Source organism: Streptomyces sp. NPDC002838, from assembly GCF_040295365.1.
Taxonomy (GTDB): Bacteria; Actinomycetota; Actinomycetes; order Streptomycetales; family Streptomycetaceae; genus Streptomyces.
In genome coordinates this window covers 203,364-215,499 of the sequence record NZ_JBEOVF010000003.1, presented here as the reverse complement: position 1 = coordinate 215,499, position 12,136 = coordinate 203,364, and the positions used below count along the sequence as shown (strand labels likewise).

9 protein-coding genes and 2 pseudogenes are annotated in these 12,136 nt (G+C 71.6%); 4 read left to right on the top strand and 7 right to left on the bottom strand.

Translation table 11 applies throughout. The annotated features are described in order from the left end of the window. Positions 1 to 89: 89 nt before the first annotated feature. Positions 90 to 2,276, top strand: a complete 2,187-nt coding sequence (locus ABT063_RS05945) for an MMPL family transporter (RefSeq protein WP_351055942.1) — start codon at positions 90 to 92, stop codon at positions 2,274 to 2,276. A gap of 222 nt (positions 2,277 to 2,498) precedes the next feature. Here ABT063_RS05945 and ABT063_RS05940 read toward each other — a convergent pair. Then, a pseudogene (locus tag ABT063_RS05940) lies at positions 2,499 to 2,903 on the bottom strand (RNA-guided endonuclease InsQ/TnpB family protein); the annotation flags it as partial. On the opposite strand from ABT063_RS05940, the gene ABT063_RS05935 reads away from it, so the two are divergent. Further along, positions 2,823 to 3,065, top strand: coding sequence for a hypothetical protein (locus tag ABT063_RS05935; RefSeq protein WP_351055941.1), 243 nt, complete (start codon positions 2,823 to 2,825; stop codon positions 3,063 to 3,065). The pseudogene ABT063_RS05940 and the gene ABT063_RS05935 overlap by 81 nt on opposite strands. Before the next feature lie 80 nt (positions 3,066 to 3,145). On the opposite strand, the gene ABT063_RS05930 is transcribed toward ABT063_RS05935, so the two are convergent. Beyond that, positions 3,146 to 4,453, bottom strand: coding sequence for an MFS transporter (locus ABT063_RS05930; RefSeq protein ID WP_351055940.1), 1,308 nt, complete (start codon positions 4,451 to 4,453; stop codon positions 3,146 to 3,148). A 72-nt stretch (positions 4,454 to 4,525) separates the two neighbouring features. Between ABT063_RS05930 and ABT063_RS05925 the strand changes: the two genes are divergently transcribed. Beyond that, entirely contained in the window at positions 4,526 to 5,629 is a 1,104-nt protein-coding gene (locus ABT063_RS05925; RefSeq protein WP_351055938.1) for a GlxA family transcriptional regulator, read from the top strand. Here the strand turns inward: ABT063_RS05925 and ABT063_RS05920 are convergent. The 4 genes and pseudogenes from ABT063_RS05920 to ABT063_RS05905 form a co-directional block, all read right to left on the bottom strand. Further along, a pseudogene (locus ABT063_RS05920) lies at positions 5,510 to 6,799 on the bottom strand (MFS transporter); the annotation flags it as partial. The gene ABT063_RS05925 and the pseudogene ABT063_RS05920 sit on opposite strands and share 120 nt — an antisense overlap. 76 nt (positions 6,800 to 6,875) lie before the next feature. Further along, entirely contained in the window at positions 6,876 to 7,925 is a 1,050-nt protein-coding gene (locus tag ABT063_RS05915) for a Zn-dependent alcohol dehydrogenase (RefSeq protein ID WP_351055937.1), read from the bottom strand. Between the two features lie 14 nt (positions 7,926 to 7,939). After that, positions 7,940 to 9,115 (bottom strand): acyl-CoA dehydrogenase family protein, encoded by a 1,176-nt coding sequence (locus tag ABT063_RS05910; RefSeq protein WP_351055936.1) that lies wholly within the window; start codon positions 9,113 to 9,115, stop codon positions 7,940 to 7,942. 105 nt (positions 9,116 to 9,220) lie between these two features. Continuing rightward, positions 9,221 to 10,135 (bottom strand): SDR family NAD(P)-dependent oxidoreductase, encoded by a 915-nt coding sequence (locus ABT063_RS05905; RefSeq protein WP_351055935.1) that lies wholly within the window; start codon positions 10,133 to 10,135, stop codon positions 9,221 to 9,223. A gap of 84 nt (positions 10,136 to 10,219) precedes the next feature. Between ABT063_RS05905 and ABT063_RS05900 the strand changes: the two genes are divergently transcribed. Further along, positions 10,220 to 11,155, top strand: coding sequence for a cyclase family protein (locus ABT063_RS05900; RefSeq protein WP_351055934.1), 936 nt, complete (start codon positions 10,220 to 10,222; stop codon positions 11,153 to 11,155). A gap of 390 nt (positions 11,156 to 11,545) precedes the next feature. Here the strand turns inward: ABT063_RS05900 and ABT063_RS05895 are convergent, their stop codons facing one another. Continuing rightward, positions 11,546 to 12,007 (bottom strand): ATP-binding protein, encoded by a 462-nt coding sequence (locus ABT063_RS05895; RefSeq protein WP_351056143.1) that lies wholly within the window; start codon positions 12,005 to 12,007, stop codon positions 11,546 to 11,548. Positions 12,008 to 12,136 lie beyond the last annotated feature (129 nt).

The following is a 12,136-nucleotide window of genomic DNA, read 5'->3' as shown; positions in this document are numbered from 1 at the left end:
TCGATCAGGTGTGGCCGGTCGGCAGCCGACCACAGGAGCCCAGCCGACACGTGCCGTCAGGCGGCACCCGTCCACAGGAGCCCACCACCATGAAACGAGTCACGCGTCGTATCGGCGACGCGAGCGCCCGCCGACCGTGGGTGACCATCGCCTCCTGGCTGGCCGCCCTGGCCCTCGTGCTGCCTCTGGCCGGCCTGGCCGGCGGCTCGTTCGTCGACGACCTCGTCGCTCCCGGCAGCCAGAGCGAGGCGGCGATGGAACTGCTCGAGGAGCGCTTCCCCGAAGCATCCGGCGGCAACGCCATGGCGGTGTTCGCCGCGCCGGAAGGGGACCGTATCGATCGCCACCGGCCTGCCATCGAGGCGGCTGTCGCCCGGATCGCCGAGGTGGAGCACGTCGCCACGGTCACCGATCCCTTCACCGCCGGCACGGTCTCGCCCGACGGACGGATCGGCTTCGCCCAAGTCGCCTTCGACGTACCGACGATGGACGTGAAGCCTGAGCAGATCGATGCCCTGAGCGGCGCGATCGAACCCGTACGCGGCGACGGTGTTGTCGCCGAACTCGGCGGCGACACCGTCTTCATCAATGCCGAGACGCCGACATCGGGCGCGGAGGCGGCGGGCCTGCTGGCCGCCCTGGTCATCCTGGTGGTCGCATTCGGCACGATCGTGGCCGCGCTGGTCCCGATCGCGCTCGCTCTCGTCGCCGTCACCGCCGGACTGGGAGGCATCACGCTGCTGGCCCATGCGATGGACGTCTCCACCGCCGCTCCCACGATCGGCGCGATGATCGGCCTGGGCGTCGGCATCGACTACGCCCTGTTCATCGTGGCCCGCTACCGCGAGAACCGCGCCGCCGGCCAGGACAACTCCACCGCGCTGTCGAACGCCATGGGATCGTCGGGCGCGGCCGTCCTGTTCGCCGGGGGCACTGTCGTGGTGGCGATGACCGCGCTCGCACTGACCGGCCTGGGCTTTCTGACCTCGATCGGTCTGAGCACCTCGCTGGTCGTGCTGCTCGCCGTGGCGACCGCCCTGACGCTGCTGCCCGCACTGCTGTCCCTGCTGGGCGACCGCATCCACAAGGGTCGGCGCCGGGGCTCCCGTACGCGCCGGGTGAAGAAGCCCGAGAGCCCCGAGAACCCCGAGGACCCCGAGAACACGGCATGGTGGCGGTTCGCCCACCGCGTCTCCGGCCGGCCGTGGCCGTACCTGCTCGCCGCGTCCGCGGCGCTGCTGGTGCTGGCGCTCCCGGCGCTGCGCATGGAGACAGGCTTTCCCGACGCGGGCAACGACGCGACCAGCACCACACACCGCCGTGCCTACGACCTGCTGGCAGAGGGCTTCGGCCCCGGCTTCAACGCCCCGTTGCTGATCGTCGCCGACCTGCGCAGCCCCGGCGTGGACGCTGAGGGCATCCCCGAACTGTCCCGCCGCCTCGCCGACGACCCCGGCATCGCGTCGGTCGGCGAGGCCCGGATCTCCGCGGCGGGGGACACCGTCGTACTGCCCACGCTCCCCACCACCGCCCCCGCGGACGCCGCGACCTCCCACACCCTCGAACGCATCCGCGACGTCGTCCCCGACAACGTCGCCGTGTCGGGACTGACCGCGATGACCGACGACCTCACCCGGCAACTCGCCGACACACTCCCGGTCTTCATCGCCGCGATCATCGTGGTGTCGTTCCTGCTGCTGATGCTGGTGTTCCGTTCCATCGCGGTACCGCTGAAGGCCGCCGTGGTGAACCTGCTGTCCATCGGCGGCGCGTACGGCGTCGTGGTGGCCGTCTTCCAATGGGGCTGGCTGGGGCGGCTGTTCAACCTCGACGAGACCCTGCCGATCGCCTCGCCCCTGCCGACGATCTTCTTCGCGGTTCTCTTCGGCCTGTCCATGGACTACGAGGTGTTCCTGCTCTCGCGCGTCCGCGAGGAGTACGACGCCACGGGCGACACCACCGAGTCCGTGGCTCGCGGCATGGCGGCCACGGGCCGCGTCATCACCTCCGCCGCACTGATCATGACAGTGGTCTTCCTCAGCTTTGTCGTCAACCCCTCACCACTCGTCAAGATGATGGGCCTGGGCCTGGCGACCGCGATCGTGCTCGACGCGACGATCGTCCGCATGGTGCTCGTGCCGGCGGCCATGGCGCTGATGGGCCGCGCGACCTGGTGGCTGCCCCGTCCCCTCGACCGGCGACTGCCCCGTATCGGCACGGAGGGCGCCGACGTCCCACCCCCGCCCGAACCCGCGCTCGCCGCCGACCGCCAGTGACAGGGAAGTCCCCCGTGAAAGCCGTCATCCAGGACCGGTACGGCTTCCGGCGCGCGGTCGGAGAGGAGGTGGACTGTCCATGGTGTGCGTGATCCCCGGTTTCGCCAACCGGGGATCGTCGGCCAGTACGCCCGGCGTTCGGCCATGACCTGTACGTACCGCCGATGAGGCCGTGCGCCCAGGAGTGCACCGCGAGCGGCGGGAGCACGCACCACACCCCCCGGTCGCGCCGACGTGGTCCGCGTTGGTGGTGAAGCCGCACGTCGTGCACTGGAACTTCGCTTGGCTGACGCGGTTCTCCCTCGCGACGTGCCCGCAGGACGGGCAGGTCAGGGAGGTGTTGCGGGGGTTCACCGCGACGACGGTCCGACCGGCGCTTTCAGCCTTGTTGGCGAGGATCGCGAGGAACACCCCCCAACCCGCGTCGAGGATCGACCGGTTCAGTCCGGCCTTTGCCGCCCGCTGGTTCGCAAGGAACACGCCGGGCTGTTCGGGGTCGGGTTTGGGTGCGGGCGCTCTGGTCATGCCCGCGGTGTTCAACCGCTCGTGCGCGATCGCGTCGTGGTCGCGCACGAGGGTGAGGGCGGTCTTGTGCGCGTGGTCCAGGCGCTGGCGCCGGATCTTCGCGACGCCGGTATCGCGGCGGGCGCCGCGCTCGGGGGACTGGTCCTACCGCTCGCCGGCGTGCGGGGCACCTTCCTCATGGGCGGGCTGCTGACGGTCGGTGCCTGCGCGGTACTGCTCGGAGAGCGGCTGCTGTCTGACCGCCCGGCACGGCAGCGGCACTGACCGAAGTGCACTCGCCGTCGCCCCGGGCATGCGGCTGCCGTCGCCTTCACCCCTCGACCGCGCCGGCTGGGGCAGGGCTCTCAGGCCGCCACCACCACGGAACCCGCAGGCCGCCGCCGGATCACCAACGCCATCAGCGCCGCCACCGCGCACAGCGCGCCGGACGTGTACCAGACCATGTCGTACGAGCCGAAGACGTCCCGGGCGACGCCCCCGAGGAAAGCCACGAGCGCGGCGCCGACCTGGTGGGAGGCGAGCACCCAGCCGAAGACGATCGCGCTGTCCTCGCCGTACTGCTCCCGGCACAGCGCCACGGTGGGCGGGACGGTGGCGACCCAGTCGAGGCCGTAGAAGACGATGAAGAACAGCATCGGCGGGTGGACGCTGGGCGCCAGCAGGATCGGCAGGAACAGCAGGGAGATCCCACGGAGCGCGTAGTACACCGCCAGCAGCCGGCGCGGTTCGTAGCGGTCGGTGAACCAGCCGGAGGCGATCGTGCCGACCACGTCGAACACGCCGATGACCGCGAGCAGCGAGGCCGCCGTCGTGACGGGCATGTGGTCGTCGTGGGCGGCGGGCACGAAGTGGGTCTGGATCAGGCCGTTGGTGGAGGCGCCGCAGATCGCGAAGGTGCCGGCGAGCAGCCAGAAGGGGCCGGTGCGGGCCGCCGAGAACAGGACCGTGATCGCCCGGCGGGCGGCCCCGCGCGCGGGCGGCGGCTTCGGTACGAACTCCTTCGCGCCGTACGGCTTCAGGCCCACGTCGGCCGGGTGGTCGCGCAGCAGCAGCCAGACGAAGGGGACGACCGCGAGGGCGGCGAGGGCCACCGTGACGGCGGCCGGGCGCCAGCTGTGGTTCTCGACGATCCAGGCCAGCATGGGCAGGAAGATCAGCTGGCCGGAGGCCGAGGCGGCGGTGAGGATGCCGGTGACCAGGCCGCGCCGCTCGGTGAACCAGCGGTTGGTGACCGTCGCGGCGAAGGCCAGCGCCATCGAACCGCTGCCCAGGCCGACCAACAGCCCCCAGCCCAGCAGCAGTTGCCACGCGGCCGTCATCCACACCGTCAGGCCGGAGCCGATCGCGATCACGGTCAGCGCGACCGCGACCACCCGCCGGATGCCGAACCGGTCCATCAGGGCCGCCGCGAAGGGCGCGGTCAGCCCGTAGAGCGCGAGGTTGATGGAGACCGCGGCGCCGATCGTGCCGCGCGACCAGCCGAAGTCCTCGTTCAGCGGGTCGATGAGCAGCCCCGGCAGGGAACGGAAGGCGGCGGCGCCGATGATCGTCACGAAAGTGACGGCAGCGACGAACCAGGCACGGTGGATGCGCCGCTTCGTTGGGGACTTGGTTTCCTCTACGGCAGTGGCGGCTTCGGTCGTCTGAGTCACGACATAGAGCTTCCGTTCCGGCCGGCGCTCCGATCCACTGGCCCGAAGGACAGCATTCGCTAGGATCGGGCCATGGATACGGCCAAGGGCCCCGCAGGCTCCACCACCTCCTCCTCCATCACCTCCTCCACCGGCTTCCGTCCCCACCGCGTCGTCGTCCTCGCCCTCGACGGTCTGCTCCCCTTCGAACTGGGCATCCCGCACCGGATCTTCGGGCGCCCCAGGGACGCCGAGAGACGGCATCTGTACGAGGTCGTCACCTGCTCCATCCGGCCGCCGGGCCCGGTCGAGACCGACGCCGACTTCGCCATCCACGTCGGCAACGGCCCCGAGGCCCTGGCCACCGCCGACACGGTCATCGTCCCGGCGTCGTACGAGCTCGGCCCGGTCTACGAGCAGGGCGTGCTGACCGACGAGCTGGCCGCCGCCCTCGCCCGCATCCGGCCCGGCACCCGCCTCGCCTCCATCTGCACCGGCGTCTACGTCCTCGCCGCCGCCGGCCACCTCGACGGCCGCCCGGCCACCACGCACTGGTCGGACGCCGACCGCCTCCAGCGGCTCTTCCCGCGGATCGCGGTCGACGCGGACGTCCTGTTCATCGACGACGGCGACGTGCTCACCTCCGCCGGCGTCGCGGCCGGGATCGACCTGTGCCTGCACATGGTGCGACGCGACCACGGCACGGCGGTCGCCAACGAGGTGGCCCGCCGCACGGTCGTACCGCCGCACCGCGACGGCGGGCAGGCGCAGTACATCCACCGTCCCGTGCCCGACCCGCAGCTGGCGTCCACGACCACCGCCCGCGCCTGGGCGCTGGGCCGTCTGCACGAGCCGATCCAGCTGCGCGACATGGCCGAGCAGGAAGCCATGTCCGTACGGACCTTCACGCGCCGCTTCCGCGAGGAGGTCGGCGTCAGCCCGGGGCAGTGGCTCACCCAGCAGCGGGTGGAACGCGCCCGGCACCTGCTGGAGTCCACCGACCTGTCCGTCGACCAGGTGGCCCGGGAGGCGGGCTTCGGCACGGCCCAGTCGATGCGGCAGCACCTACAGCAGGCGCTCGGCGTCACTCCGACCGCCTATCGCCGGACCTTCCGGGCCGGGGGCGACGGGATCGGAAGCGGCGGGACGGGCAGCGACGGAGCCGAGAGTTACGGCGGTGTCGGCACACGGCGCTGAACGGCCGGCCCGGCGCACCTCGCCCCACCAGCCGACCCCCGTCAGCACCAGGGTCAGGCCCACCCCCGCCAGGATGGCCGTGGACGGTGCCACCACCTTGAGGAGGACACCGGCGAGCGACCCCGTCGCCGCGTAACCCGCACCCGCCGCCGCGTACATCACCGAGTAGCCCGCGGCCAGAGCGCCCGGCGGAAGTGCCTCGCGCAGGGACAGATTGCGGGTGAGCATCGCACACGACTGGAGCGTGCCCCCCAAGACCAGCGCGACGGCGATCCCGGCCGTGTCCGGTATCAGCGCGGCGAGGGTCACGCAGACCGACGTCCCGCACATCAGCACCACGCTGCGGGTGCGCAGCCGCCCCGGCCAGGAGCGAAGGCCATGGACGAAGGCACCGAGCCCCCCGCCCACCGCCATCCCGGTCAGCAGCGGACCGGACCAGCCGACGCCGACACCGCGCTGTTCGAGCAGGGCCGGCAGAACGAGTTCGGCCAGACCGAGCAGGGCCAGACTCGCCGCACCCATGACGTACACCGGCCAGGCACCGGTCAGCAGTCGGAGCAGCGACCCGCCCGTCCGGTCCTTCCCGCCCGTGTCGTCCGCGCCCCAGCCGGCCGGAAGAAGCCACAGGCCCGCGACCGACGACGCCATCAGGGCGGCGGCGAGGAGCAGCGGGACGGGCGGTGCGACGCCGAGGGCCAGTCCGGCGACCGCTGCCGGGGAAGCGGCCCATACGCCGGCCGTCAGTATCGACTCGACGGACAGCGCCTGCGCCGCCGCACGCTCCGGGACGAGCACGGTGAGCAGCGTGCGCAGGCCACCGGTGGCGGCGGCCGGGGCGGCACCGGAGACGAACGCGAGTCCGGCGAGAACCGTCGGGTGCGCGTCGGGGAACACCCCAAGGCCCGCGAAGGCGGCGGCTCCGGCGGCGAGGCCGACGGCCAGGTGAACGCGGGCGCGGTCGGGGCGCAGGCGCATCCCGAGGAAGGGGGCGCCGACGATCTCGCCGATGACGTAGGCCGCCGCGAGGATCGCGCCCAGGGAGTAGCCGCCCGGCCGCTCGCGCACCAGGAAGACCAGGGCCAGCGGGGCCATGGCCACGGGCATGCGGGCGCCGATGGTGGTGCAGGCCCAGATCAGGACCTGTTTGGAGGCGACGTCGCGGTAACTCATGGGACGACGCTAAAGGCCGGCACTGACAACACCCCAGGGGATTTCCAGCGCCTGTGGAAAAGCCGTGAGCACCCGATCAGAACGTCAGCACCCCGCGCGCCACCCGCCCCGCCTCCGCGTCCGCCGCCGCCTTCTCGAAGTCCTCGACGGGGTAGGTCTCGGTCACCAGCTCGTCGAGCAGCAGCCGCCCTTCCCGGTACAGCTCGGCGTACAGCGGGATGTCCCGCTGCGGGCGGGAGGAGCCGTAGCGGCAGCCGAGGATCGCCTTGTCCAGGTACATCGACGACACGAGGAAGGACGCCTCGGCGCCGGCCGACGGGACGCCGAGGAGGACCGCCTGGCCGTGCCGGTCCAGCAGGTCGATGGCCTGCCGGACGAGTTCGACGCGCCCGACGCATTCGAAGACGTGATCCGCGCCCGTCGGCAGGATGTCCCGCACCCCCTCCGTCGAGGTCAGGAAGTCGGTCGCGCCGAACCGCCGGGCCATCGCCTCCTTTGCCGGATTGGAGTCCACCGCCACGATCCGCAGCGCGCCCGCGATCCGCGCCCCCTGTATGACGTTCAGCCCGATCCCGCCCGTGCCGATCACCACCACGGTGTCCCCGCGGTCCACCTTCGCCCGGTTGAGCACGGCGCCCGCCCCGGTCAGCACCCCGCACCCGATGAGCGCCGCCGACGGCATCGGAATGTCCTGCGGGATACGGACCGCCTGCACCGCCTTCACCACGGTCCGTTCCGCGAAGGCCGAGTTGGACGCGAACTGGTAGACCGGCCGCCCGTCCCTCGTGAACGGCTGCCCCGGCCGCCCGATCGCCTGCCGGCACATCGTCGGCCGCCCCCGGTCGCACTCCGCGCACGCACCGCAGTTGGCGAGCGTGGACAGGGCCACATGGTCGCCGGGACTCACATGGGTGACGCCGTCCCCCACCGCCGCCACGACCCCCGCCCCCTCGTGGCCCAGCACCACAGGAACGGGGAAAGGTATGGTCCCGTCCACCACGGACAGGTCGCTGTGACACAGCCCCGCCGCCGAGACGGCCACTTGCACCTCACCCGGCCCCGGATCCCGTACGGCCAGATCGTCCACGACCTCGATCCGCTTCCCGTCGAACACGACGCCTCGCATCACGCAGCTCCCTGTCAGCCCTTGTCGGCCTTGTCGGCCTTGTCGGCCTTCGGCTCTCTCGGCAGGCCGAGCACGCGCTCGGCGATGATCGTGCGCTGGATCTGGTCGGAGCCGCCGTAGATCGTGTCGGCCCGGGAGAAGAGAAACAGGTGCTGGAGCGCGTCGAGTTCGTACGGCGTCGAAGGCGACCAGTCCGACGGCCCTACGGCCGCCTGGGCGCCCCGCACCTGCATCGCCAGCTCCCCGAGCCGCTGATGCCAGCCGCTCCACAGCAGCTTGGCCACGCTCGGCGCGCCCGGCTCACCCGAACTCCCCAGCGTGCGCAGGGCGTTCCAGCGCATCGTCCGCAGCTCGGCCCACTGACGGACGAGCCGGTCCCGTACGACGGGATCGCGCACCGCACCCGTCTCGACGGCCGTCCGCACGACCCGCCCCAATTCCTGTGCGAACCCGACCTGCTGGGCGAGCGTCGAGACCCCGCGTTCGAAGCCGAGGAGGCTCATCGCGACGCGCCAGCCGTTTCCCTCGCCTCCGACGACGTCTTCCACGCGCGCGCGTGCCCCGTCGAAGAAGACCTCGTTGAAGTCGCTCGTGCCGGTCATCTGGCGGATGGGGCGGACCTCGATACGCCCCGGCTGGTCCATGGGGACGAGGAGGAAGCTCAGACCGTGATGACGCCGTGAGCCGGGTTCCGTACGGGCGAGGACGAAGCACCAGTCGGCCTCGTGGGCGAGCGAGGTCCAGATCTTCTGGCCCGTGACGCGGTAGTACGCCCCCTGCGGCTCGCGCACCGCCGTGGTGCGCACGCCGGCCAGGTCCGAGCCGGCGCCCGGTTCGCTGTAGCCCTGGCACCAGAGTTCCTCGCCGGCGGCGATCGGGGGGAGGAAGCGGGACTTCTGGTCGTCGGTGCCGTGGGCGAGGAGGGTGGGGGCGAGGAGGTTCTCGCCGATGTGGCCGGAGCGAGGAGGTGCGGGCGAGCGGGCGTACTCCTCGGCCCAGGCGACCTGTTGGGTGAGGGTGGCGGTGCGGTTGCCGTAGCCGGACTCGGGCCAGCCGAGGCCTATCCAGCCGGCTTTGCCGAGGGTGCGTTCCCAGGTACGGCGGTCCGGGGCGCCGTCGGCATGGACGGCGAGCCATTCCCGTGCCTCGACGCGGAACGCCTCGTCCTCGGCCGTGAATCCGAAGTCCACGGGTTCTCCTCTCAGCACCGGTCGCGTTCAGAGACCTCAGGGGCGCGGGGAACTGCGCGAGCAACCACAACGAACCCGCAGCCGCCCTACAGCGCGTCCCCCGAGCTATTGGGCGTTCGGCCGATCCCCCCGCGCCGCAGCCCTCTCCATCCCCGCCAACCGCGACAGCATCGGCATCGGATCCACCCCCACCGTCCCCGGCAGAAAATCCGCGATGCGTTCCGGCGTCCAAGAGCCCTCGGTGTACGCGGCACGCAGTTCTCTCGGCTGGGCCCACACCGCGATCTTCGGACCGGCGATCGTGTACACCTGCCCCGTGATCCCCTGCTCTTTCGCCCCGTCCGACAGCAGGTACACCACCAGCGCCGCCACATCCTCCGGCTCGCCGATCTCCGCCAGCTCCATCGGCACGTTCGCCGACATACGCGTACGGGCGACCGGCGCGACGGCATTCGCGGTCACCCCATACTTGTGCAGGCCCAGCGCAGCGCTCCGCACCAGCGAGATGATCCCGCCCTTCGCCGCGCTGTAGTTGGCCTGCGACACAGACCCCTGATGGTTGCCGCTGGTGAACCCGATCAAGGTCCCCGCCCGCTGCTTCCGCATCACCGCCGACGCGGCCCGGAACACCGTGAACGTCCCCTTGAGGTGAGTGGCGACGACGGGGTCCCACTCCTCCTCGGCCATGTTGAACAGCATCCGCTCCCGCAGGATCCCGGCGACGCACACGACCCCGTCAATACGGCCGTACGACGTCACCGCCGCGTCCACGACCCGCTGTCCGCCCGCCATGGTCGAGATGTCGTCGGCCACGGCGACCGCCTCGCCCCCCGCCGCCTCGATCTCCTTGACCACGGACTCGGCGACCTCGCTCGTCGGCGAGGCGCCGTCCACCGCCACGCCGTAGTCGTTGACGACGACCCGCGCCCCGTCGGCCGCCGCGGCCAGCGCCACCGCCCGCCCGACCCCCCGCCCGGCGCCCGTCACGGCGACGACCTTGCCTGCCAAGAAGTTCCCCACGCCCGGCCCCTTCCCGCGGTTTCTGACGGACCGTTAGATTTTATGACCGGTCAGACGGACGGACACAAGCCCCGGGGAGGACAGATGTCAGCACCCGCGCTCCATCCCGAGTTCCACGACATCGCCAAGCGCGTGAACAACTGGGGCCGTTGGGGCGCCGACGACGAGATCGGCACGCTGAACCTGATCACCGACGAGGTGGTGCGCGAGGCCGCCGCGTGCGTGCGGAGCGGGCGGCGCGTCCCCCTCGCGCTTCCGCTCCGGCAGGACGGCGTGCAGACCGGGATGATGCCGGGGCGGGTGAACCCCCTGCACGCCATGGTGCAGATCAACCAGGAGATCTTCGGGCCGGGGACGGTGGCGTGCAGCGACGACGCCGTGACCATGGGCCTTCAGGCGGCCACGCACTGGGACGCGCTGACCCACGTCTCCCACTCGGGCAGGCTCTACAACGGCCGCCCGGCCGACTCCATCACCCCGCACGGCGGCGCCGAGTTCAGCGGCATCGACAAGGCGCGGCACGTCGTCTCACGCGGGGTGCTGCTCGACGTGGCCCGGGCGCACGGCAAGGACCGGCTCGACGGCTCGCACGCCGTCACCCCGGAGGACCTGGAGGCCGCCGAGGAACTCGCCGGCACGCGCGTGCGCGCCGGTGACATCGTGCTCGTACGGACCGGGCAGATCCAGGTGTACCTCGCCGGCGACAAGCACGCGTACGGCTATCCGTCGCCGGGGCTGTCGATCCGTACCCCGGAGTGGTTCCACGCGCGCGATGTCGCCGCGGTCGCGAACGACACGCTCACTTTTGAGATATTTCCGCCCGAAATAGAGGATCTGTGGCTGCCTGTGCACGCGCTCGATCTCGTGGAGATGGGGATGCTGCAGGGCCAGAACTGGAATCTCGAAGAGTTGTCCACAGCCTGTGGACAAGAGGGCCGCTACACGTTCCTGCTGTCGGCGATGCCCGAGCCGTTCGTCGGCGCGACGGGGACCCCGGTGGCGCCGGTCGCGCTGCTGTGAGGAAGGTCGACTGGCGGCGCGCCCCTGCCCGCCCCGAGCACGGCATCGCGCGCCGCCATCCGACTCCGGCGTACCCGCCCCGGCTCCCCTTGGCCCTGAAAGGGAGCCGACGCCGAATCGCGACCCGCACTCGTCGAGGGCTTCCGTCACCGAAACCCTCGTCGTCCCCTCGCGGCGAATCGCTGACCATAAGCGTGATCAAACGGACACGCGGCGTCAACACCCGTACGGGGATTTATTACTTACGCCCTCTATGTCGTGGGCGCGCACGGAAGCACGTCCCGGCGCACGGATTTACCGATGATCACGGGGGACAGCGCCTTCTGCGACCCTGCGCCGAACCGCCGGGACTTACCGGGACGCCACGAGACCGCCGCACCCGTGCGCCGGTCACACCGCCTCGAAGGCCAGCCCCTCGTACGCCGAAACGCCGCCCCCGCAGGCCTCAGCGGCCTCCCGGGACTGGGCGCACCGGTCCAGTTCGCACCAGATGCGCTTGCCCGCGCCCTCGGGGCTCCACCCCCACCGGTCGGCGAGGCCGTCGACGAGGGCGAGGCCCCGGCCGCCGGTCTGCTCGCCGTCCACGCACCGGGGCACCGGGGCACGGTCGCTGCGGTCGGCCACCTCGAGGCGGACGGTGGCCGACTCCGCCGCTCCGGACGGCAGGGACAGCCGCAGTACGGCCGGACAGCCGGTGTGCACCACGGCGTTGGTGACGAGTTCGGAGACGAGCAGGATCAGCGTCTCGGCGAGTGACTCGTCGTCCTCTATGCCGGACCCGGCGAGGCGCGAGCGGGCCCACTTCCGGGCTCGCCCCACCTCCGCGGGGTCGGGCCGGATCTCCAGCTGCACTTGAAGCACCTGCACCGCTCACACCATCCGAACCGGCGGACACATAGCCTCGCGCCTCACGGGGGCCACGAGGGCCACGATCGTAGCCATTTTTTGCATGGCCAGAACAATGGCCAAAGTCGGGGTCAC